21 protein-coding genes and 1 tRNA gene are annotated in these 21,901 nt (G+C 33.0%); 14 read left to right on the top strand and 8 right to left on the bottom strand.

What is annotated here, in order from left to right; genetic code table 11:
* Positions 1 to 15: 15 nt before the first annotated feature.
* Genes MTX13_RS11690 through MTX13_RS11680 form a run of 3 tightly spaced genes read right to left on the bottom strand, consistent with a single transcriptional unit; the run spans position 16 to position 3,189 of the window.
* Entirely contained in the window at positions 16 to 1,194 is a 1,179-nt protein-coding gene (locus MTX13_RS11690) for an efflux RND transporter periplasmic adaptor subunit (protein ID WP_250435432.1), read from the bottom strand.
* Between the two features lie 21 nt (positions 1,195 to 1,215).
* Positions 1,216 to 2,556: a TolC family protein gene (locus tag MTX13_RS11685; protein WP_250435430.1), complete on the bottom strand. Its 1,341-nt coding sequence runs from the start codon at positions 2,554 to 2,556 to the stop codon at positions 1,216 to 1,218.
* A 24-nt stretch (positions 2,557 to 2,580) separates the two neighbouring features.
* Positions 2,581 to 3,189 carry a TetR/AcrR family transcriptional regulator gene (locus MTX13_RS11680; protein ID WP_250435420.1) on the bottom strand — a complete coding sequence of 203 codons (609 nt, stop codon included), beginning with the start codon at positions 3,187 to 3,189 and terminating at the stop codon, positions 2,581 to 2,583.
* A 123-nt stretch (positions 3,190 to 3,312) separates the two neighbouring features.
* On the opposite strand from MTX13_RS11680, the gene MTX13_RS11675 reads away from it, so the two are divergent.
* Both MTX13_RS11675 and MTX13_RS11670 read left to right on the top strand, forming a co-directional pair.
* Positions 3,313 to 4,287 (top strand): polyprenyl synthetase family protein, encoded by a 975-nt coding sequence (locus tag MTX13_RS11675; protein ID WP_250435418.1) that lies wholly within the window; start codon positions 3,313 to 3,315, stop codon positions 4,285 to 4,287.
* On the top strand, positions 4,287 to 4,634 hold the full coding sequence (locus tag MTX13_RS11670) for a hypothetical protein (protein WP_250435416.1): 348 nt from the start codon (positions 4,287 to 4,289) through the stop codon (positions 4,632 to 4,634). The genes MTX13_RS11675 and MTX13_RS11670 overlap by 1 nt, the downstream gene beginning before the upstream one ends.
* On the opposite strand, the gene MTX13_RS11665 is transcribed toward MTX13_RS11670, so the two are convergent.
* Complete coding sequence (locus tag MTX13_RS11665) at positions 4,631 to 5,164, bottom strand: alpha-ketoglutarate decarboxylase (RefSeq protein WP_250435414.1); 534 nt, start codon at positions 5,162 to 5,164, stop codon at positions 4,631 to 4,633. The genes MTX13_RS11670 and MTX13_RS11665 overlap by 4 nt on opposite strands.
* Before the next feature lie 109 nt (positions 5,165 to 5,273).
* Between MTX13_RS11665 and MTX13_RS11660 the strand changes: the two genes are divergently transcribed.
* Positions 5,274 to 8,030 (top strand): 2-oxoglutarate dehydrogenase E1 component, encoded by a 2,757-nt coding sequence (locus tag MTX13_RS11660; RefSeq protein ID WP_250435412.1) that lies wholly within the window; start codon positions 5,274 to 5,276, stop codon positions 8,028 to 8,030.
* Positions 8,031 to 8,058: 28 nt separating this feature from the next.
* Positions 8,059 to 9,276 carry a 2-oxoglutarate dehydrogenase complex dihydrolipoyllysine-residue succinyltransferase gene (gene odhB / locus MTX13_RS11655; RefSeq protein ID WP_250435410.1) on the top strand — a complete coding sequence of 406 codons (1,218 nt, stop codon included), beginning with the start codon at positions 8,059 to 8,061 and terminating at the stop codon, positions 9,274 to 9,276.
* Between the two features lie 525 nt (positions 9,277 to 9,801).
* Here odhB and MTX13_RS11650 read toward each other — a convergent pair.
* Together MTX13_RS11650 and MTX13_RS11645 are read right to left on the bottom strand one after the other, a co-directional pair.
* The gene (locus MTX13_RS11650) at positions 9,802 to 10,434 is read right to left on the bottom strand and encodes a response regulator transcription factor (RefSeq protein ID WP_250435402.1); all 633 of its coding nucleotides are present in this window, start codon (positions 10,432 to 10,434) and stop codon (positions 9,802 to 9,804) included.
* A gap of 55 nt (positions 10,435 to 10,489) precedes the next feature.
* The gene (locus MTX13_RS11645) at positions 10,490 to 10,930 is read right to left on the bottom strand and encodes a retropepsin-like aspartic protease (protein WP_250435400.1); all 441 of its coding nucleotides are present in this window, start codon (positions 10,928 to 10,930) and stop codon (positions 10,490 to 10,492) included.
* A 52-nt stretch (positions 10,931 to 10,982) separates the two neighbouring features.
* On the opposite strand from MTX13_RS11645, the gene MTX13_RS11640 reads away from it, so the two are divergent.
* From MTX13_RS11640 to MTX13_RS11605, 8 genes are all read left to right on the top strand, one after another.
* On the top strand, positions 10,983 to 11,750 hold the full coding sequence (locus tag MTX13_RS11640) for a TatD family hydrolase (protein WP_250435399.1): 768 nt from the start codon (positions 10,983 to 10,985) through the stop codon (positions 11,748 to 11,750).
* Positions 11,751 to 11,753: 3 nt separating this feature from the next.
* Complete coding sequence (locus MTX13_RS11635) at positions 11,754 to 12,785, top strand: asparaginase (RefSeq protein WP_250435397.1); 1,032 nt, start codon at positions 11,754 to 11,756, stop codon at positions 12,783 to 12,785.
* An 82-nt stretch (positions 12,786 to 12,867) separates the two neighbouring features.
* Positions 12,868 to 12,955: transfer RNA gene (locus MTX13_RS11630), tRNA-Ser, on the top strand.
* 75 nt (positions 12,956 to 13,030) lie between these two features.
* Positions 13,031 to 13,804, top strand: coding sequence for a MotA/TolQ/ExbB proton channel family protein (locus tag MTX13_RS11625; protein WP_250435370.1), 774 nt, complete (start codon positions 13,031 to 13,033; stop codon positions 13,802 to 13,804).
* Between the two features lie 26 nt (positions 13,805 to 13,830).
* Positions 13,831 to 14,283 carry a hypothetical protein gene (locus tag MTX13_RS11620; protein WP_250435368.1) on the top strand — a complete coding sequence of 151 codons (453 nt, stop codon included), beginning with the start codon at positions 13,831 to 13,833 and terminating at the stop codon, positions 14,281 to 14,283.
* 6 nt (positions 14,284 to 14,289) lie between these two features.
* Positions 14,290 to 14,925 carry an ExbD/TolR family protein gene (locus tag MTX13_RS11615; protein ID WP_250435366.1) on the top strand — a complete coding sequence of 212 codons (636 nt, stop codon included), beginning with the start codon at positions 14,290 to 14,292 and terminating at the stop codon, positions 14,923 to 14,925.
* An 18-nt stretch (positions 14,926 to 14,943) separates the two neighbouring features.
* Positions 14,944 to 15,426, top strand: a complete 483-nt coding sequence (locus tag MTX13_RS11610; protein WP_250435364.1) for an ExbD/TolR family protein — start codon at positions 14,944 to 14,946, stop codon at positions 15,424 to 15,426.
* Positions 15,427 to 15,509: 83 nt separating this feature from the next.
* Positions 15,510 to 16,214 carry a porin family protein gene (locus MTX13_RS11605; RefSeq protein ID WP_250435362.1) on the top strand — a complete coding sequence of 235 codons (705 nt, stop codon included), beginning with the start codon at positions 15,510 to 15,512 and terminating at the stop codon, positions 16,212 to 16,214.
* On the opposite strand, the gene MTX13_RS11600 is transcribed toward MTX13_RS11605, so the two are convergent.
* Positions 16,206 to 16,814 carry a hypothetical protein gene (locus MTX13_RS11600; RefSeq protein ID WP_250435360.1) on the bottom strand — a complete coding sequence of 203 codons (609 nt, stop codon included), beginning with the start codon at positions 16,812 to 16,814 and terminating at the stop codon, positions 16,206 to 16,208. The genes MTX13_RS11605 and MTX13_RS11600 overlap by 9 nt on opposite strands.
* A complete protein-coding gene (rpoN, locus tag MTX13_RS11595) occupies positions 16,814 to 18,274 on the bottom strand; it encodes an RNA polymerase factor sigma-54 (protein WP_250435352.1) in 1,461 nt (486 codons plus the stop codon). Before rpoN ends, MTX13_RS11600 begins: the two co-directional genes overlap by 1 nt.
* A 180-nt stretch (positions 18,275 to 18,454) precedes the next feature.
* On the opposite strand from rpoN, the gene MTX13_RS11590 reads away from it, so the two are divergent.
* Positions 18,455 to 19,246, top strand: coding sequence for a GLPGLI family protein (locus MTX13_RS11590; protein WP_250435350.1), 792 nt, complete (start codon positions 18,455 to 18,457; stop codon positions 19,244 to 19,246).
* A gap of 3 nt (positions 19,247 to 19,249) precedes the next feature.
* Entirely contained in the window at positions 19,250 to 21,862 is a 2,613-nt protein-coding gene (locus MTX13_RS11585) for a carboxypeptidase-like regulatory domain-containing protein (protein WP_250435348.1), read from the top strand.
* Positions 21,863 to 21,901 lie beyond the last annotated feature (39 nt).

Here is a 21,901-nt window from a genome sequence, read left to right as displayed (position 1 = left end):
TAAAGAGGAGGATTTCTATTCGTTTTCTTCAAGATTGATGACTTCTACAGATTGCCCTTCTTTAACGCTACGAGCACCTTCTTGAATTATTTCATCATTAACTTTTAAACCGTCCAAAATTTCGATAAAATCACCTTGGGTTTTACCTGTTTTAATAATGACACGTTGGGTAGTTCCAATGTTATCTTTTTTGTCTTTGACCACATAAATATATTGTTCGCCATGAGCATTTTCTGAAATAATACTTTGAGGAATCAATATTGCTTTTGGATTAGTGTAATCGTTGATTTTTAACTTGGCAGTCAAGTTTGGCTTAATAGTTTTATCCTTATTAGGAACAGGAACTTCAATTTTAAAAGTTCGGTTAGCTGGATTAATGAAATCACTTGCTTGACGAATTTTAGTGTCTATTGTTTCTCCTAAAACAGGTAACTCAACCAACACTTTCTTGCCTTTTGTAACTGTGGTTAAATGGCTTTCGGGTACTTCAGTTTCAACGTACATGTCGTTAAGGTTTACTAACCTCATTAAAGGTGATGTTCCGGCAGCAACTACGTTTCCTTCTTCGGTTATTATATCATCAATAGTTCCAGAAAATGGTGCTTTTACAACAGTTTTGGCTATTTGTTGGTTTAGTTGACTGATGGCTTTTTCTTGAGCTTCGTAATTGGATTTTGCTTGCAGATATTGAATTTCACTACCAATGTTTTGATCCCATAAGCGCTTTTGGCGTTCATAAGTTGTTTTAGCCAATTCGGTTTGTATTTGCATTTGGGCCAATTGTTGGCTTAAACCACCATCATCAATTTTAGCAAGTGTCTGTCCTTTACTTACTTTTTGACCTTCTTTTACATAAACATGAGTTAATATGCCATTGTATTCAGGTGTTATAGTCAAAAGGGTTTTGGTAGTTACGTTACCTTGAAGTTCTAAATAATGATCAAAAACTTCTTCTTTGGCTGTAAAGGTTGTAATTAAAGATACTTTTTTATTGGTATCTAGTTTTGAAATTTCTTCATCCAGTAATTTTATTTGTTCGGCAAGTTCAAGTTGCTTATTGGATATTTCGTCTTTTTTAGCTCTAATTTGAGATAAATCTTGAGTTGCAATGACGTCTTCTACAGTTTTTTTCTTTTCGCCTCCACATGAAGCAAGTAAAATAGTAATTAATATTAGTGAAAGTATATTTTTCATGTTTGTTTGTATTGTAATAGCTTAAAATTTAACGGTGTTTAATATGGTTTCTAATTCTGCCTTTTTAGCAATGACATTAAACATGGCTTGCAAGTATTCTTGCTGGGCAGTATATAATTGTGTTTGTGCTTGTCTCAAGTCAAAACTGGAAGCAATACCTTCAAAAAACTTGGTTTCGTTTTTAGATTCGATACGTTCTGCAAGGTCTAAATTCTCTTTTTTATTGTCATATTCTTCTATGGCAAATTGATAATCACTCTTGGCGCTTGCAATTTGAAATTGCAACTGTTGTTCCACTTCTGTTAACTCTTCTTCTGCTTTGGCCACTTCAATTTTAGCACGCTGCACTGAAGCACGTCTTAATCCAGAACTAAAGATTGGGATATTCATGGATACACCAAATTGTGCTTGACCAAACCAATTTTGATTATTATTGGCAAAAGTGAATTCTTCACTAAAACCATTGTAGCCAGCAGATACAAAACCATTTAAACGTGGTAAGTATGCGCTTTTTTCAAGTTTTAATAAAAGCTCTTGCGTTTCCATATAATTTGAGGCTATACGATAATCGATAGCGTTTTCTACACTATCATCTGTATTTAATAAATCAAGCGAAATATTTTGAAGGGTTAACGTTTCCAAATCATCAGATAAAGTGGTGTTGGAATTTACATCTAGGCCTAATGTAATATTGAACATTTTATAGGCTAAATCTCTCAAGCGAATATTATTGTTTAAGTAGCTCTTTAAACTCGATAAAGTTATTTGAAGCTGCTCGACACTTTCTTCTTCGCCCAACCCATTTTCATAAATTTTTGTAGTTTCATTAAGGTTCTTTTCTAAAACAGCTATATTGTTTTCTACAATTGTTAAACTTTCGTCAGCAAGTAATACATTGCCATAGGCATTAATTACAGCTTTTCTCACTTCTAAATCTGTTTTTACTTTAGAGTTTTCAGAGATTAACAAATATACTTTAGCTGCTTGAAGTCCAACTAGATAAGAGCCATCAAAAAGTAATTGTGTTAAAGTCGCACCTGCAACCATACTTTGTTGTGTTCCAAATGTTACCGGCACAAAAGTACCTGGTTCTCCACCGGCAATTTCGCCAGGCAATAACGAAATCTGTTGTTTAATCCAGTTTTGATAATCTATATTACCATTTATTTGTGGTAAACCTGTTGCAGTGGTTTCCCATTTTTCCTTTTCTGCAATTTCAACATCGCGAATGGCATTTTTTGCATTTCTATTATTTTCAAGAGCAAAATCTATTGCTTCTTGTAATGTAAAGCTATATGAGTTTTCCTGACCAAATGTTAATGAGGTAAAAAGAAAACCTATTAAATAAATAATGTGTTTCATGAATAGTTTTTTTTCTGTAGGGTTTTAATTTGATTGATTGACTTTTAAATATTCATTTAACAGTTCAAGACCTTTAGGCGTGCAAATACCACGCAAGTGATATTCAAGATAGTTATCCATAAGGGTTTTCATTGAAAAATTCTCAAGAGGGAAAAGGCCTTTGTCTTTTAATGACATCATGCAATTAAAATAGATTTTAGAAATAAAGTTTACATTGAGGTTCTCCCTATACAAGCCGATTTTTTTTCCTCTTTCTAAATTGCAACTCACACAATCATCCATAACGCAATATTGCTTCTCTTTTATGTCTTTAAATATTTTAGGATAATATTTTTCCAACTGGTATTGTGGTGATGACTTTTCATCTTTAAGATTGTGCATCAAGAATTTTTTGATCTCGTAAATCTCCTCAATAGGGTTTTTTTCCATGTCCCTAATATCTTCTATACCACTTGAAATAAATTGGAACAAGTACATAACAGATTCTTCTACCAAGATGGTTTTGTTTTCAAAGTATTGATAAATGGTTTTTTTAGATATGCCCAAATTATTGGCAATATCGTCCATAGTCACACTTTTAAAACCATAGGTTAAGAATAAATCAACGGCTGTTTTTAAAATATCTTCTTTCATAATTGTTGGCAAAAGTACTTAAGGAAACTTTAAAAACAAAAAAAGTTTCCAAAGTTTTAATGATTTTTTAACATTACAAACCAGAAGTTGTTTTAATCCTATCAATTACTTTACTTTTGCATAATGCAGAATATTTCATTTTATCAAGAGGCTTTTACCAATCATTTAAAGGAGTTTTTAAAGGCACGAGAGCCAGCCAGTTTATATAATCCCATAAATTATATTCTCAAACTAGGAGGAAAGCGTTTAAGGCCTGTTTTAACTTTAATGGCAGCAGAAGTTTTTGATGAAGATTATAAAAAAGCACTTGATGCGGCTTTAAGCATTGAAGTGTTTCATAATTTTTCTTTAGTCCATGATGATATTATGGACGATGCACCTTTGCGCAGAGGACAAGAAACTGTTCATGAAAAATGGGATATTAACACAGGTATATTATCTGGAGATGCTATGCTTATCATGGCTTACCAATTATTTGAAAACTATGAAGGTGAAATATTTCAGTCATTGGCTAAATTGTTTAGTAAAACAGCTTTGGAGGTTTGTGAAGGACAGCAATACGATGTTGATTTTGAGACTAGAGATGATGTGGTAATACCTGAATATCTAAAAATGATTGAATACAAAACAGCTGTTTTGGTAGGTGCTGCAATGAAAATGGGAGCAATTGTTGCCAAAGCCAATAAGCAAGACCAGAATAATATTTATGAGTTCGGAAAAAATTTAGGCATAGCCTTCCAGCTGCAAGATGATTACCTTGATGCTTTTGGAAACCCTGAAACCTTTGGTAAGCAAATGGGTGGAGACATCATAGAAAACAAGAAAACCATTTTGTACTTAAAAACCCAAGAACTGGGTTCAGAAGACGATAAGAAACAAATAGAACATCTATACAGTTTAAAACCTAACGATCAAACTGATAAAATAGAAACCATAAAATCAATTTTTGAGTCCTCTGGTGCTGCTGCGGCCACAAAAAAAGAAATTATGTTATATACTAATAAAGCTTTTAGTGTATTAGACAATCTAAATATTTCAGATTCTAAAAAAGTCGTGTTAAAAGCTTTTGGAGAACAATTAATGGATCGATCTGTTTAATGCAATTGCCGCAAACATTTAATGAGTTAGTTGCTGAAGCCGAAGGTCTTAAGCTTTATGAGCAGTTGGTTAAGCAACTTAATAAGGACTTGGCATTGGCTAATATAGATTTAAGCTTTTGTGAAGATGTTCTACCTACGAGCCTAAAATTATTATTGCACGAAATGATCTATAAATTAATACAAGAACGATTTATGGATTACCTTAATTTACTATATATTATAGATGTTTCAGAAAAGAAAATAAAAACGCTGGATGGTGTTGATACTCTAGAAATGTCTGAAAAAGTGGCCTTCATGATACTTCAGCGCGAATGGCAAAAAGTTTGGTTTAGGAACAAGTACTAAAAGTAAACCCTTACAAAAGGCGCCCAAGAGTTAGCATAAATACTCTTGTCTCTATTATAAAGAACATCAAAGCGTATTCCCATAGCTACAGGCCCAGCATTATAACCAACACCTAGAAACAAAGCCGGGTACCAGTAGTTTTCGTCTAAAAAAGGCGTGGAGTTATTATAATTCCTATTCACATTTAATTGTTCAAATTCTGCTGAAAGTTGTAACTGTGGTATGGGGTTGAATAAACCGATTAAGCTACCTCCAATAATTGATGATCTGTAAAAGTTCTTTTCTTCATTATACGTGTAGTTGGCACCTATACCCATGGCAAATCTTGGATTAAATCGGTAGATAGCACTTGGTGCAATAGTGCCACCAAAAAAGCCATCGCCAAAACTTAATCCAACACTACCTCCAAAAGCAACATGTTGCCAAAATTCACTTTTACTTTGCGACTGTACAGAAAATATCAATCCGAAAAAAAGCGCAAGAAAAATACTTGTTTTTTTTAATGGGTTACTTTGAGTTTTCTTTTTCATTTTAAATATTTTAAATCAATGTTATAAAAATAATAAAAGCATACCTAATTTTCCTAAAAGTTGTACTTTTGTACAAATTTATTAGAACGATTTAGTTTTAACCTATTTTATGGATAAATATTCCTTTTTAAACGCCGCTCATACAGCCTATTTCGCTGATTTATACGAACAATATTTAGAAAATCCTGATTCTGTTGAACCAAGTTGGAGAGCCTTTTTTCAAGGTTATGATTTTGGTAGTGAGAATTATGGAATGGATGGCGAAATTGTCGAGGGTGTTTCAACACAAATTCCAGAACACGTTCAGAAGGAGTTTCAGGTTCTTAAATTAATAGACGGTTACAGGACTCGCGGACATTTGTTTACCAAAACAAATCCTGTTCGTGCCCGAAGAAAATATGCACCAACACTTGAAATTGAAAATTTTGGATTATCGCAAAACGATTTAGAAACCGTTTTTAATGCAGGTGAAATTCTAGGAATTGGTGCTCAAAGTCTAAATGTAATAATTGACCATTTAGAAAAAATATATTGTGATTCTATTGGTGTAGAGTACATGTATATTAGAAAGCCAGAAGAGATTGAGTGGATTCAAAATAAATTGAATATAAATGACAATCAGCCAAACTTTACAGCTGATGAGAAAAAGCATATCCTGAAAAAACTGAACGAAGCGGTTTCGTTTGAAACCTTTTTGCATACTAAATATGTAGGCCAAAAACGATTTTCATTAGAAGGTGGTGAAACTCTAATTCCTGCTCTAGATACATTAATTGAGAAAGCGTCAAAATATGATGTTAAGGAGTTTGTAATGGGTATGGCGCATAGAGGTCGTTTAAGTACGCTTACAAATATTTTTGGGAAATCGGCAAAAGATATTTTTAGCGAGTTTGATGGTAAGGATTATGAACAAGAGGTTTTTGATGGTGATGTAAAATACCATTTAGGCTGGACCAGTGATCGTATTACCGATTCAGGTAAAAAAATCAATCTCAACATAGCGCCAAATCCTTCTCATTTAGAAACCGTTGGAGCAGTGGTAGAAGGTATCGTTAGAGCTAAACAAGACGATAAGTACCCAGAAAATCCGTCGCAGGTTTTACCAATTGTTGTTCACGGTGATGCTGCAATTGCTGGTCAAGGATTAGTTTATGAAGTTGTACAAATGGCACAGCTAGATGGTTATAAAACAAATGGAACCATTCATATTGTAGTAAACAACCAAATAGGTTTTACCACAAACTATTTAGATGCTCGATCTAGTACCTACTGTACAGATGTTGGTAAAGTAACCCTTTCACCAGTTTTACATGTTAATGCAGATGATGCCGAAGCTGTTGTACATGCCATGTTGTTTGCCTTAGATTTTAGAATGACATTTAAACGTGATGTATTTATAGACTTATTGGGGTATAGAAAATATGGTCATAACGAAGGTGACGAACCACGTTTTACACAGCCATTATTATACAAGGCCATTGCTAAGCATCAAAACCCACGAGATATATATGCAGCTCGATTAATGTCTGAAGGCATTGTCGATCAAGCCTTTGTAAAGCAACTGGAAGAAAATTACAAAGCAAAATTAGAAGAAAATTTAGAAGACTCTAGAAAAGAGGATAAGACCGTTATAACCGCATTTATGCAGAATGAATGGGAAAATTATACACCTGTTCAAGAAGATGAAATGATGAAAAGAATAGATACAACCTATTCTAAAGAAGGTTTGTCTAAAATTGCGGATGTTATTTCAACTTTACCAAAGGATAGAAAATTTATTCGTAAAATATCACGATTGGTTGAGTCTAGACGCACTATGTTCGATGAAGATAAGCTAGATTGGGCCATGGCCGAACATTTAGCTTATGGAACACTTTTAGAAGAAGGACACGATGTTAGAATTTCAGGTCAAGATGTTGAACGTGGGACATTTTCGCATCGTCATGCAGTTGTTAAAGTGGAAGATAGCGAAGAAGAAGTTGTTTTGTTAAACAATATAAGTGACAATCAGGGTAAGTTCTTTATCTATAATTCGTTATTATCAGAATACGGTGTAGTAGGTTTTGATTACGGTTATGCAATGGCTAGCCCTAAAACCTTAACTATTTGGGAAGCACAGTTTGGAGACTTTAGTAATGGCGCCCAAATCATGTTGGACCAATATATTTCTGCTGCAGAAGATAAGTGGAAATTACAGAATGGTTTGGTCATGCTACTGCCTCATGGATATGAAGGACAAGGAGCAGAGCATTCATCAGCACGTATGGAGCGCTATTTGCAGTTGTGCGCTAAAGACAATATGTATGTTGCTGATTGTACAACTCCAGCCAATATGTATCATTTGTTGCGTAGACAAATGAAGGCCAATTTTAGAAAACCACTTATTGTTTTTACGCCTAAAAGTTTATTGAGGCATCCACGTGTTATTTCAACAGTTGATGAGTTTGCAAATGGAAGTTTCCAAATGCTTATTGATGATAAGCAAGCTGAAGCTTCCAAAATAAAAACATTAGTTTTTATGACAGGTAAGTTCTACTATGATTTATTAGAAGAACGTGAAAAATTGGAGCGTGATGATGTGGCCTTGGTGAGAATAGAGCAATTGTTCCCATTGCCAATCGACGAAATACGAAATATTTTAAGCAAGTACAAAGGAGCCGATGATATAGTTTGGGCACAAGAAGAGCCAAGAAATATGGGTGCTTACAGTCATATGCTTATGCACTTGGATGAAACCAAAACTTTTAGAGCGGCTACAAGACGAGCATATAGTGCACCAGCAGCAGGTAGTGCAGTGCGTTCTAAAAAAAGACATCAAGAGGTGATAGATTATGTTTTTGATAAAACAAAAAACAACCAACGATAATTAAAAGAATACTAAAATAGGAAACAGAATGATTTTAGAAATGAAAGTTCCCTCACCTGGGGAATCTATAACAGAAGTTGAAATTGCTACTTGGTTAGTAGAAGATGGTGATTACGTAGAAAAAGATCAGGCCATTGCAGAAGTAGATAGCGATAAAGCTACATTAGAACTTCCGGCAGAAGCAAGTGGGACAATTACATTAAAAGCTGAAGAAGGTGATGCCGTTGCTGTAGGTCAGGTAGTGTGTCTTATTGATACTAGTGCTGAAAAACCAGAAGGTCAAGCTTCTGTTACTTCAGATAATAAGGATAAGGCTTCAGAAGCACCAACTCAAACTGCAGTTGTAAGTAATAAGAGCAATAATTATGCGACAGGCACCGCTAGTCCGGCTGCAAAGAAGATATTAGCTGAAAAAGATATAACAGCATCAAATGTTGTTGGCACAGGTAAAGATGGCCGAATTACTAAAGAAGATGCCGTTAAAGCTGTTCCTTCAATGGGCAAAGAAGTAAATGTAGAAGGAAGAGGTACATCAAGAAGTAAAATGTCTATGCTTCGACGTAAAGTAGCAGAGCGTTTAGTGGAAGCTAAAAATACAACGGCAATGTTGACTACTTTTAATGAGGTAGATATGTCTCCTATTTTTGCCTTACGTAAAGAATATAAAGAAGCGTTCAAAGAAAAACATGGTGTGAGTTTAGGCTTTATGTCATTCTTTACTTTGGCTGTTGTTAGAGCGTTAAAAATGTATCCTGCAGTGAATTCAATGATAGACGGTAAGGAAATGATTAGTTATGATTTTGTTGATGTTTCTATTGCGGTTTCTGGGCCAAAAGGACTTATGGTGCCTGTTATTCGAAATGCTGAAAAATTAACGTTTAGAGGTGTGGAGGCCGAAGTAAAACGATTGGCCATTCGTGCTCGTGATGGTCAAATTACAGTAGATGAAATGACAGGAGGAACATTTACTATTTCTAATGGTGGTGTTTTTGGTAGTATGTTATCTACTCCAATTATTAATCCTCCACAGAGTGGCATTTTAGGTATGCACAATATTGTTGAAAGGCCAGTTGCAATCGATGGTAAGGTTGAGATTAGACCAATCATGTATGTGGCATTGTCTTATGATCATAGAATTATTGATGGTAAAGAATCTGTAGGATTTTTAGTTGCCGTTAAGGAAGCTTTAGAAAATCCAACCGAGTTGTTAATGGATAACAACATTAAAAAAGCGTTGGAATTATAACATTTAAACAAAAAAATAAAAAGCGCCAACTATTTAGTTGGCGCTTTTTTCTTGTAACTAACTAACTAAAAAAAACTAACAAGAATATTTATTGAAATTACAGTAATCACAACTATTACTAATCCAATTATAAAGAACGTGTTTTTGTTGCTATTTGTTTCCATAATATAATTGTCTTCTGGTAGTTCAGGCATTCTTCTATGAATTTTGGGAATGTAAATTTATGATGTATTTATTGTATAAAAAATACGTACTTATACGTATTTTTTATAAAAAAAGAAGCTCAAAACCTTTTCAATAGTAATGAGCTTCTAACAATTCCCTGTAATAATTAATAGCAGTGTAAATGTACGGTGAATTACACCTAAAAAAAATACGTACTTATACGTATTTTTTCATAAAAAAAGGCTTCAAAACAATTTGCTTCAAAGCCTTTAAGTTCTCCCTAAATATAGAACTTGATTAATAGCAATGTAAAATTACATAATAATGAGGTATTAAAAAATACGTACTTGTACGTATTTTTTACAATAAGTTTTTGTTTTTTGTAGCCCAAAGAAATAAAGATGAAGGGCGGTTCTCTAGTTTTAATTTGTGTACGATATTGCTTCTGTGGGTTGTCACCGTTCTAATAGATATTTTAAGTGTATTAGCAATATCTTGGCTAGTATAATTATCTGATATATACTTAAGTATTTTTAATTCAGATTTAGTTAAACCTTTAATGTCCACAGGTTTAGCTAAAGGAATAGATTCGGTTAGGTAAGTGGCTATTTCATCACTAAAGTAAGGATTCCCTTTTTTAACATTTTCAATGCACTTTTCTATTTCTTCAATGGCAAACTCTTTTAATATGTAACCATATACATTTAAATCTTTAGCCCTATCGTAAAGAGCTTCACCTTTATCAAAGGTTATTAAAATAATTTTGGTTTCAATATTATTTTTTTGACACTCTTCTGCTACTTCCAATCCTGTTTTATAAGGCATTCTAATATCTAAAATGGCTATCTGTGGCTTTAACTTTATTATAAGGTTGTATGCTTCTTGACCATCACTGGCACTTCCAATAATGTTGTAGCCTTTTGATTCTAGAAAGTCATTCAAGCCTCTTAACATCAGTGGGTGATCATCAGCAATAATTATGGAAGGTGTCATGTATATAAGACTGATTTGGATTGTGCTATAAAAATAACAAATTATAAGAATTGCACTACATTTTTAGATACAAATATTTCTTTTCGTAATCAATGATGGCCTTTGATTTCTTTAAAATATCCGCACCAATAATACCATCAACAGGTTCGGCATCATGATTGGTAAGTGCTGTGTTTACATGTGACAAATTGAATAGAATAAGCGCAACCTTGTCATGTTTCCATTTACCTATTTTTAACTTATTCCTTTTAGAAATTTGAGTAAGCATATCAATGGCTCCAGCACCAGCAGCTTTAACTTCAGAGTCTTTAGCCTTTAATTTAAAATTATCTACGGCATCAAATCCAACACAAGAGTTAGATGCGCCAGTATCTAAAATAAAACGTCCCTTTATACCATTAATGGTAGCTTTAATTTCAAAATGGTTGGTTTTGGTTAGCTTTAATTTAACCTTGGTGTAGCCTTTATTGAGAAGAAAATCTTGAATGCTTTCCATAACTAATAGTTTATAGCAAAGATAGTAATGTAAAAAGATATATTTTTGTCTCATGATAATTACCGATACCCATACACATTTATATAGCGAAGCTTTTGATGAGGACAGATCCGAAATGATAAAGCGTGCTTTAGATAATAACGTTAAGCGCTTTTTTATTCCAGCTATTGATTCTTCATATACAGATTCCATGTTGCAATTAGAGCAACACTATCCAAATCATGTTTTTTTAATGATGGGTTTACATCCCACTTCTGTAAAAGAAAATTATAAAGAAGAATTAGCCCATGTTGAAGCCATGTTGGCTAAAAGACCATTTTTTGCCATTGGTGAGATTGGAATTGACTTGTATTGGGATACATCAACATTGGAGATTCAAAAGAAAGCATTTAAGCATCAAATTCAATTGGCTAAAAAATATAAATTGCCCATAGTTATCCATTGTCGCGATGCTTTTGACGAGATTTTCGAAGTTTTGAAAACCGAAAAATCAGATGACTTGTTTGGAATTTTTCACTGCTTTACTGGAACAAAAGAGCAAGCCAAACGAGCTATTTCCTTCAATATGAAATTGGGCATTGGCGGAGTAGTTACCTTTAAAAATGGAAAAATAGACCAATTTATTAGTGAAATAGATTTAAAGCATATTGTTCTTGAAACCGATTCGCCATATTTGGCTCCAAAGCCTTACAGAGGAAAGCGAAATGAAAGCAGTTATATTATTAAGGTTTTGGAAAAACTTTCAGAATTATACCAGTTACCTCAAGAAAAAATTACCGAAATTACGACTCAAAACTCAAAAGACGTTTTTAATATTTAATTCATGGAAAGCAATAACCCGAACATTCTATTGATTTATACAGGGGGTACTATTGGAATGGTTAAGAATCCCAATACTGGTGCATTAAAATCATTTGATTTTAACAACCTTCTAAAGCGTATTCCGGAATTAAAATTACTTACCTGTAATATTGAAACAGTAGCTTTTGATGAGCCAATAGACTCTTCTAATATGAACCCAAATTATTGGGTACAATTAGTCACCATTATTGAAGACAACTACAACAACTATGATGGTTTTGTGGTGTTGCATGGTAGTGATACCATGAGTTACACAGCTTCGGCTTTAAGTTTTATGCTAGAAAATTTGGCCAAACCTGTTATACTAACAGGGTCTCAATTACCAATTGGAGATTTACGAACTGATGCTAAAGAGAATTTAATAACTTCTATTCAAATGGCATCGTTACTATATAGAAACAGGCCTGTAATAAGAGAGGTGTGTTTGTATTTTGAATATAAATTATATCGAGGGAACAGAACTACCAAAATCAATGCAGAACATTTTGAAGCCTTTGAATCTCTAAACTATCCACATTTAGCCGAATCGGGTGTACATATTAAACTAAATAGTGAAGCACTTTTTAGTCCTAATACCAGAAAAAAATTAGTAGTCCATAAAGCATTTGATACAAATATCGCTCTAATAAAGTTGTTTCCAGGAATTTCAGGAGCTATTTTAGAAAGTCTTTTAAAGACGCCCAACCTTAAAGGCGTAGTATTAGAAACATACGGTGCTGGTAATGCCTCAAATGAAGATTGGTTCATCCAACCCTTAAAAGAAGCTATAAAAAATAATATTCATATTATAAATGTAACCCAGTGTTCTGGTGGAAGTGTTAATATGGGGCAGTACGAAACAAGTTCTCAACTAAAAAATATAGGCGTAATTTCAGGAAAAGATATTACCACAGAAGCAGCTATTACAAAACTAATGTATTTGTTAGGCGAAGAAATTTCTTCCAAAACCTTTAAAACAGTTTTTGAAACATCGTTAAGAGGAGAGTTAACCTAAAAAATGGCAATAAATTAACTTACAAAATTTTCAGCTTTGCTAGTTTTTTTGTTATTTGGCACACTGTAATAAAATTAATTACAGAGAGGTGGCCGAGTGGTCGAAGGCGCACGCCTGGAAAGTGTGTATACGCCAAAAGCGTATCGAGGGTTCGAATCCCTTCCTCTCTGCTGTAATTTTAATTTTTTAATTACAATTTTTTTATATCTTTAACACTTTAACTAATAAAATTAAGAACAAGAACAATGAAAAGATTATTTTCTATCCTAGCCATTTTATGTTTTATGGCATTCGGAACAGCTAATGCAACTACAAATGCAAACACAAATGCAAGTACAGTTGTTACTACAATTCAAGATGATGCTGCTGATGATGCGGCTGCAGAGGAATTAGGATTTCACCAAGAACTTAAAAAACGTTTTATTGAAGGTGGACCAGGATTTATGGGTATTGTGCTTTTATGTTTAATTCTTGGTTTAGCCATAGCCATAGAGAGAATTATCTTTTTAAACCTTTCTACTACAAATACTAAAAAATTAACTCAAGATGTTGAAGATGCACTGCAATCTGGTGGTGTAGATGCAGCTAAAGAAGTTTGTAGAAATACAAAAGGACCTGTTGCTTCTATTTTCTACCAAGGATTAGATAGAACAGACGAAGGTATCGAAGCTGCCGAAAAAGCGGTTATTGCTTATGGTGGTGTTCAAATGGGTCAATTAGAGAAAAATGTATCTTGGATTTCATTATTTATCGCTTTGGCACCAATGTTAGGCTTCATGGGAACTGTAATTGGTATGATCCAAGCATTCGATAAAATTCAAGCTGCTGGAGATATGCAACCATCACTTGTTGCTGGTGGTATTAAAGTAGCTCTTTTAACAACCGTATTTGGTTTAATTGTAGCTATTATTCTTCAAATTTTCTATAACTATATTATTGCTAAAATTGATAGTATCGTAAATGATATGGAAGACGCTTCTATAACATTAATGGATTTATTGATTAGAAACAAGAAGTAATTACTAACAGCAATAATTTTTAAATTATGAATTTACACAAAATTTTAAAAATAGTAGCAGCTGTTTTAGGACTTGCAGGAATTATCTTTTTAATTCGAATTATTAATGAAGGTGATGAAGCTATTAAAGCAGCAGCTGAAATGGGCGATACAGCCATTGTTGAGCCAATGGCAATCGTAGCTTACATAATCATGGGGATTACACTGTTGTTTGTATTGGTTTTTGTTTTAAAAAATCTGTTTACAAATACTGCCACGCTTAAAAACACTTTAGTAGGTGTGGGAGCCTTCGTTATATTGGCATTAATCTGTTATTTCGCTTTTGCTCAAGGCGTTGAAACACCTTTACGTGATGGAGAAGTTTTATCTGCAAACGGCTCTAAAATGGTAGGTGCTGGATTGTATATGTTTTACTTTTTAGTGCTTATTGCAGGAGGAGCTATGTTGTTTTCAGGTGTCAAAAAAATGATGAATAAATAAACTATTATGGCAAAACGATCAGCACCGGAAGTTAATGCTGGCTCAATGGCTGACATTGCTTTCTTATTACTAATATTCTTCTTGGTAACAACTACCATTGAAATAGACTCTGGTCTAAACCGAAAGTTGCCGCCAATAGAAGAAACCGAACCGCCTATTATCAAGCAAAGAAACATTTTTCAATTAACTGTAAATGGAAAAAACCAATTGCTTTTAAAAGCCAATGGCAACGATGGTAAAATTATTGAATTGAAAGATTTACGTAAGGAAGCTGTTGCTTTTTTGGATAACGGAGGAGGAACAGGTGAAGATGCATGTAAACGTTGTAAAGGAAAACGTAATCCAAGTTCTTCAGATAATTTTGATAAAGCTATTATTTCTTTACAAAATGATAGGTTTACAAGTTATGAAACTTACATAGCGGTTCAGAACGAAATTATAGCAGCTTATAACGAATTGCGTAATAGAGAGTTTGTGGCAGATTATCCAAACTTGAATATGAGTTACGTTGAAGCGGAAAAGAAGTATAACGATGCTAGGACAACTCCTGAAGAGAAAGCGTTCTTAAAGGATAAATTAGAAGCTATAAAGCTTTTAATTCCACAGAAATTCTCTGAAGCAGAACCAAGAAAGTCTAATTAGATAAAAAACGTATAATTTATGTCTAAATTTAAAAAGAAAAAAGGAGGCGATTTACCGGCAATCTCTACAGCATCATTGCCTGATATTGTATTTATGCTGTTATTCTTCTTTATGGTTGCAACAGTTATGCGTCAGAACACATTAAAAATTGAAAATAGGTTACCAGCTGCAGATCAGGTTGAAAAGCTAGCCAAGCGTAATTTGTTAATGTATATTTATGCAGGTAAACCTAGTAGTGCCTATAAAGATATGGGTACAGTTGCTAGAATTCAATTAAATGATAAGTTTGCCGATGTGTCTGAAATTGCAGCATTTATTGCGGCAGAACGTGCTAGTAAACGTGAAGAAGAGGTCCCGTTTTTAACCACTGTTTTAAGTGTGGATAAAGAAACAAATATGGGGCTAGTTTCCGATATTAAACAGGAATTACGTAAAGTAAACGCCCTTAAAATTAATTACAAAACAAGACAAGGCGATGCTTTAGCAAGCCTTAACCAATAATTTACTCTTAATTTTATAATTTAAAGACGTATTGAGAAATCAATACGTCTTTTTTTATTAAATTCATCTTGTTAGTTACTATCATGAAGCATATTTTTTTATTCCTTGTTGGAATGCTTTGGTTCCAACAATCAATGGCCCAAAAAGAACAAGATACGGTTCCTAAAATTGAAGACCCACGATATTTGGAAGACCAATTTTACGCCGCCATCACCTATAATATTCTAGGTAAAAAGCCCAACGGACTTTCTCAAAGCGGATTTTCTAGCGGATTTCATTTGGGTTATATTCGGGATATTCCGTTAAATAAAAAAAGAAACTTTGGATTTGGTGTTGGTTTAGGCGTTTCAGCAGATTCCTATAATAATAATCTTCTAATTACTAAAGATGCTAACGGGAACTTCGATTATATCTTATTAGATGAAGAGGATATTGAATATACTAAAAATAAATTCACGACTTATACTGTCAATTTGCCCATACAAATCCGATGGCGTACCTCAACTCAATCTGAATATAAATTTTGGCGTATTTATGCAGGTTTAAACATTGAATATGTTTTTGCTAGCAGTTCTAAATATAAGGGCGAATTAGGAACAATAAAAAACAATAACATTAAAAGCATTAGCGATTTTCAATACGGCTTGACTATAAGTGCGGGATATAATACATGGAATATTTACTTTTATTACGGACTTAATCCTATTTTAGGAGATATAAATAGTAGCAGTAACTTTAGTACCGATATGAATGTGCTTAAAGTAGGCTTAATATTTTATTTACTGTAACCAATAATTCACTAAAATAAGTTGTGGTAATACACCAATAAAGAAGCCAACTAACAACTCTTTAAAGTCATGTGCAAGTAAATCTAAACGCGAAGTTGCAACAGCTCCAATAATAATGGCCATTAAGGCCAATGTTCCATTTATGTTAATGCTAAAATGAATACTTAAAGCCACAAAAAACATAAATATACCACCAACAGCAATCATGTGTATACTGGCTTTAAACTTTAAAATAGCTAAAAACAAACAGGTGAGGTTTGAAAATAGAATACCAACAAAAAAGTAATGAAGTTCTATAATTTCATCTTTTGGGAGCACACGAATTAAAATCAAAACAGTTATAACTGAATTTAAAATTAATGGAATAATACGCTCCTTCGTATTTGATAAATAAATGGAAGTGGCTTTACCTAAAGTTTTAAGTAAATAGTATAACAGTATTGGTAATAAAACCGTTAAAATAAATAACGAAATAAGTTTAGCTTGAACTATTTGATAAGGAATATAGCGTGGCGATTTAGAAAAGTAAAATACAACACCTAATAGCGGCATTATTATAGGGTGAAAAACAAACGATATACCTTTTAGTATGTGATGCATTATATTTTTTTACGCAATCTGGCAACTGGAATATCCAATTGTTCTCTATATTTGGCCACTGTTCGTCTTGCTATAGGGTATCCTTTTTCTTTAAGAATTTTAGCTAGAGCCTCATCGGTAAGCGGTTTCTTCTTGTTTTCTTCTTCTATAACCGTTTCAAGAATTTTTTTAATCTCTCGGGTAGAAACCTCTTCGCCTTGGTCGTTTGTCATAGATTCTGAAAAGAAATCCTTAATGAGTTTTGTGCCATAAGGGGTGTCAACATACTTGCTATTAGCCACACGCGAAACAGTCGAGACATCCATGTCAATTTCATCGGCAATGTCTTTGAGGATCATGGGTCTTAATTTACGCTCGTCACCAGTTAAAAAATAGTCTTTTTGGTAGTGCATAATGGCACTCATGGTTACAAATAAAGTTTGTTGTCTTTGCTTAATGGCTTCAATAAACCACTTGGCAGCATCTAATTTTTGCTTTATGAATTGTACGGCATCTTTCTGCGACTTCGACTTTTCTTTGGAATCTTTATAGCCCTTTAGCATGTTATTATACTCTCGGGAAACATGTAACTCAGGAGCATTTCTTCCGTTTAGGGTTAGTTCTAATTCACCATCAACAATTTTAATGGCAAAATCTGGTACAACATGTTCAACTATACGATTATTACCCGCATAAGAACCTCCTGGTTTAGGATTTAAGTGCTCAATAACATGTATGGCATCTTTTAATTGGGTTTCTGTTATATCAAATTTCTGAAGCAGTTTTTTATAATGCTTTTTACTAAATTGCTCAAAGGCATTATCAATAATTTGTATAGCAAGTTCAGTATCTGCAGTTTTTTCTTTTCGGTGTAATTGAATACTTAAACATTCTTGAAGATTTCTTGCACCAACACCCGCAGGATCTAACTGATGTACAATTTTAAAAACCGCTTCAATTTTATCTTCTGTTGTATAAACATTCTGCGTAAATGCCAAGTCGTCCATAATGTCACTTACTTCGCGACGTATATAACCACTTTCGTCTACACTACCTACTAAAAATTCAGCAATATCACGCTCTTCATCATCTAGACGAAATGTGTTAAGCTGATTGATTAAATGTTGTGTAAACGACGTTCCGGCAGCATAAGGTACAGACTTTTCATCATCGTCGGCACTATAATTATTAGCTTGGGTGCGATAATCTGGTATTTCATCATCACTCAAATATTCATCAACGTTAATATCTTCAGAGTTAATAGACTCATTATCGTCATAGTCGTCAGTACTATTATCAAAATTGTCATCAAAATCATCGTCTAGCGATTCTTTACCACCTTCTAAAGCTGGGTTCTCCTCAAGTTCTTGTTTTAAACGCTGCTCAAAAGCTTGTGTAGGTAGTTGAATCAGTTTCATTAACTGAATCTGTTGAGGGGATAATTTTTGTGATAATTTAAATTGTAAATACTGCTTTAGCATGCTGTTATTTGGGTTTTTATAAAAATAAAAAAAACAATCTACTCTGTGAACAGAATAACGAAGATAGTTTTTCGTTTGAAAAAAAATCCTACAAAATCTATTTTAATATTAAATTATGTAGTTTTATATATTTCTTCTCATTAAACTAATTTTTTAAAATAATATGAAATCTATTATGTTATGAAAAATACTTTTTTTTGGTTTTTTGCTTTTATTTCAATAAGTCTTTATGCTCAAAACTTGAAAGATAATTTCCAATATAAGGCAATTTACAAACTTACTTATATTTTAGATTCTACTGCAACTTCATTTCCAAAAAGTGAGGTAATGGTCTTGCTAATAGGTGAAAATATTTCGGCTTTTTCCAGCCGATCCAAATCTTTGGAAAATAAGCCATCAGTGCGCGGTAATTCTGGACACACATCTATAAATGCCGTTACCGATTTACACTATATAGTGTTAAAAGATTACAAAAGAGATTTCATATACTATACCCGTCAAATCAAAGAAGATTTTTTTTATTATGAGCAGCCTAAAAGATTGTGCTCTTGGAAATTAATAGGTGAAACCAAAACTTTAAATGGTTATAAAGCACAGAAAGCCACAACAATTTTTTCAGGTAGAGATTATGTTGGTTGGTTTACACCAGAAGTACCAGTGTCGGATGGTCCATACAAGTTCAGCGGTCTACCTGGGTTGATAATTGAATTGTATGATACTCAAAACCACTATCATTTTGAATTAATTGGCTTTGAAAAGTTAGACCCAAAACCGGCATTCAAAACTAATCTGAAATACTATATTCATACAGATAGAAAAACATTTCTTGAAACGGAACTACGTTATAGGAGAGATCCTTTTTGTTATCAAAAAAACCCTAATCTAACTATTTCACCAGAAGTCCATAAAAAGTATATAGAATCTTTTGCCGAAATATTAGAAAAAGAAAATAACCCCCTTGAAAGAGAATAACCTATGAAATTATGGCTGTTTATTATCTTGGGGATATTAGGTTTTGTTGGCAATTCCCAAACACAACTATCAGGCATTGTAAAAGATAGTTCCGACAACCCTGTAGAAAGGGCCACAGTAATAATAAAAAAAACAAACACTCAAGTAATTATTGCTTATACAGTCACTGATGAATTAGGAGGTTTTTCAATTCAAATAGACTCTGTTGTAAAGGGGTTGGAGATGGAGATACAGTCTCTTGGGTTTATGACATGGAAAAATATACTTGAAGCACAGAAAACCCATTTTGAAATTAAATTACAAGAATCAGTAGAAGAATTAAGAGAGGTGATTTTAAAAGCAGATCCAATAAGACAGCGAGGTGATACACTTGCATACGCTGTATCCGCTTTTAAAAATAAAAGCGATCGTACAATTGCAGATGTAATTGAAAAAATGCCTGGAATGAATGTGCTCCCATCTGGACAAATTACATATATGGGTGAGCCTATAGAAAAATACTATATTGAAGGTCTAGACTTAATGGAAGGAAAATATAAATTGGCCAATGAAAGTATTTCTGCTGATGATGTTGCTCGTGTAGAAGTATTGGAGAACCATCAACCAATTAAAGTTTTAGATAGTTTGGTGGGGTCAGATCGCACTTCCATCAATATAAAATTAAAAAATAATGTGAGCTTAAGTGGTAAAGCTGAATTAGGTGCAGGTTTCTCGCCAGGTTTAATTAAAACAACCATTACTCCGTTGTTGCTTTCTAAAAAGCGACAAACTTTAGTAAGTTATCAGTACAATAATGCAGGTGAAGATTTGGCTTCTAATTTTAAGAGTTTTTCTTCATCACAATCTCTGCTTCCTGAATTCAACACTTCAAAGAAAGGCCTTTTGGAAGTGCAACAATTACAAAAACCGCCTTTTACTCCAGAACGATGGTTGGATAATAGTGATCATTACGGTACGATAAACCATTTGGAAAGATTAAAAAAAGAAATGGATTTAAAAATTAATTTATCTTATCTCAATGGAAGTCGTTTGGAAATGGGCTCGCAAAAAAGTACCTATATAAGTTCTTCAGATAGCCTAAATTATTTAGAAAGTATAAATAATAAATATTATTTACATTCCTTGGATTCTAAAATTACATTAGAGAAGAACACGAGCAAAAATTATTTTAAAAATGAACTTTCATCCCAATCATATTGGGATAGTAGTCAAGGTTTAATAAATAACAACGCATCTGAGATTTCTCAACAACTTTCAAGTCCCTATTGGAACTTAAAAAATCATTTTCATATTTTAATGCCGATTGGGAAACAATTAATCGAATTCAATTCGAAAACAGGTTATGTAAGTACTAATCAAGAACTAATAGTAGCACCTGGAACTTTCGTTGATTTCTTTAACAATGGTGAGAGTTATGATCAAATACATCAATATTTAGAATACCGAGCTTTTTATACTGATAATACAGTTGGGTTAGCTAAAAAGCTAGGAAAGTTTACACTTGCGCCAACAGTTGGTCTTTCTTTTAGAAAAGAACAGTTTGAATCTGAAATAATTACAACAATAACGAATACATTTCCCAATACCAGTAACAATTATTCTTTAAAAAGTACTACCTTTTTCATTTCAAATAAGCTTGAGTATAAAGATAAAATCTGGCAAATTACATTACAAACTCCTTTGTTTGTTAGAAGCTTTAAATTACCTGAATATAGTATTTCTTCTAAACCTCTGACCTTTGAACCCCGTATTTTTGTGTCAAAAAAGCTTACTCCTTTTTGGGAAGTACGATTATCAGGTCAAATATCTAATTCGTTTGGCGAAGCAGAAAATCTTCATAACGGTTTTATATTAAAAAATTATAGAAGTTTAGTGCGATATGATCCAATATTAAGCAGGCAAACACAATATAATGCTTCTACTGGACTTAGATACAGAAATGCTTTAAAAGCAGTATTTGGCTCACTTAATTTTTCTATAATAAAAAACAAAAATAATTTAATTTTTGACTATCAAGTGTCTCCAGAAGGTGGTTTAGCCATTAAAAGTATTGAACAAAACAATAATCAAATCCAGAAAAATATTTCATTTAATTTCAGTAAGTATTTAGACAGTTGGAAAACTACATTAAGCGGGGGCGGAAGTTTTTATTTAGTAGAACAAGACCAAATTGTAAATAATGCTTTTGATCGATATAAAACCTACGGGCAATTGTATGAGTTTAAAGCAGATATTGATGCTGAAAAGTGGTTTGGTATAAAAGTAAATTCTACGTTCAATACTTCTCAACTTAAGTCGCAAGATTTTAGTTTTAATAGGGTGGAAAACTGGGTCAATTCTGTGAATGCATTTTTTTATTTAGATAAAAAACAATATTTAAATGGTGCTATAGAGCATTATTACAATAATCTTCAAAATAGCCAGAATGCAGTTATTATGAATATAAAATATCAATACTCATTTGAAAAACACCCGATAGATATAAGTCTCTCTTGGAATAATATTTTAAACACAAGAAATTATGTAAACACTCAAAATAATGAATATTATAATTTACAAAGCCTTTATGTTATTAGACCATCACAGGTTTTGTTGACCGCGTTGTTTACATTTTGATTTTTTGACTTTTATTCTGATAATAAAAGCCAACTGTAA

It is taken from the genome of Hanstruepera flava (assembly GCF_023634025.1).
GTDB classification, from domain to species: Bacteria; Bacteroidota; Bacteroidia; order Flavobacteriales; family Flavobacteriaceae; genus Hanstruepera; species Hanstruepera flava.
Note: the sequence above shows the minus strand (reverse complement) of the source record. Positions and strands in the feature narration are given on the sequence as shown.

Excerpts from the sequence above, each read along its gene's own strand:
- MTX13_RS11690 (WP_250435432.1), bottom strand. The coding sequence starts at position 1,194 with ATGAAAAATATACTTTCACTAATATTAATTACTATTTTACTTGCTTCA.
- MTX13_RS11685 (WP_250435430.1), bottom strand. The coding sequence starts at position 2,556 with ATGAAACACATTATTTATTTAATAGGTTTTCTTTTTACCTCATTAACA.
- MTX13_RS11680 (WP_250435420.1), bottom strand. The coding sequence starts at position 3,189 with ATGAAAGAAGATATTTTAAAAACAGCCGTTGATTTATTCTTAACCTAT.
- MTX13_RS11675 (WP_250435418.1), top strand. The coding sequence starts at position 3,313 with ATGCAGAATATTTCATTTTATCAAGAGGCTTTTACCAATCATTTAAAG.
- MTX13_RS11670 (WP_250435416.1), top strand. The coding sequence starts at position 4,287 with ATGCAATTGCCGCAAACATTTAATGAGTTAGTTGCTGAAGCCGAAGGT.
- MTX13_RS11665 (WP_250435414.1), bottom strand. The coding sequence starts at position 5,164 with ATGAAAAAGAAAACTCAAAGTAACCCATTAAAAAAAACAAGTATTTTT.
- MTX13_RS11660 (WP_250435412.1), top strand. The coding sequence starts at position 5,274 with ATGGATAAATATTCCTTTTTAAACGCCGCTCATACAGCCTATTTCGCT.
- odhB (WP_250435410.1), top strand. The coding sequence starts at position 8,059 with ATGATTTTAGAAATGAAAGTTCCCTCACCTGGGGAATCTATAACAGAA.
- MTX13_RS11650 (WP_250435402.1), bottom strand. The coding sequence starts at position 10,434 with ATGACACCTTCCATAATTATTGCTGATGATCACCCACTGATGTTAAGA.
- MTX13_RS11645 (WP_250435400.1), bottom strand. The coding sequence starts at position 10,930 with ATGGAAAGCATTCAAGATTTTCTTCTCAATAAAGGCTACACCAAGGTT.
- MTX13_RS11640 (WP_250435399.1), top strand. The coding sequence starts at position 10,983 with ATGATAATTACCGATACCCATACACATTTATATAGCGAAGCTTTTGAT.
- MTX13_RS11635 (WP_250435397.1), top strand. The coding sequence starts at position 11,754 with ATGGAAAGCAATAACCCGAACATTCTATTGATTTATACAGGGGGTACT.
- MTX13_RS11625 (WP_250435370.1), top strand. The coding sequence starts at position 13,031 with ATGAAAAGATTATTTTCTATCCTAGCCATTTTATGTTTTATGGCATTC.
- MTX13_RS11620 (WP_250435368.1), top strand. The coding sequence starts at position 13,831 with ATGAATTTACACAAAATTTTAAAAATAGTAGCAGCTGTTTTAGGACTT.
- MTX13_RS11615 (WP_250435366.1), top strand. The coding sequence starts at position 14,290 with ATGGCAAAACGATCAGCACCGGAAGTTAATGCTGGCTCAATGGCTGAC.
- MTX13_RS11610 (WP_250435364.1), top strand. The coding sequence starts at position 14,944 with ATGTCTAAATTTAAAAAGAAAAAAGGAGGCGATTTACCGGCAATCTCT.
- MTX13_RS11605 (WP_250435362.1), top strand. The coding sequence starts at position 15,510 with ATGAAGCATATTTTTTTATTCCTTGTTGGAATGCTTTGGTTCCAACAA.
- MTX13_RS11600 (WP_250435360.1), bottom strand. The coding sequence starts at position 16,814 with ATGCATCACATACTAAAAGGTATATCGTTTGTTTTTCACCCTATAATA.
- rpoN (WP_250435352.1), bottom strand. The coding sequence starts at position 18,274 with ATGCTAAAGCAGTATTTACAATTTAAATTATCACAAAAATTATCCCCT.
- MTX13_RS11590 (WP_250435350.1), top strand. The coding sequence starts at position 18,455 with ATGAAAAATACTTTTTTTTGGTTTTTTGCTTTTATTTCAATAAGTCTT.
- MTX13_RS11585 (WP_250435348.1), top strand. The coding sequence starts at position 19,250 with ATGAAATTATGGCTGTTTATTATCTTGGGGATATTAGGTTTTGTTGGC.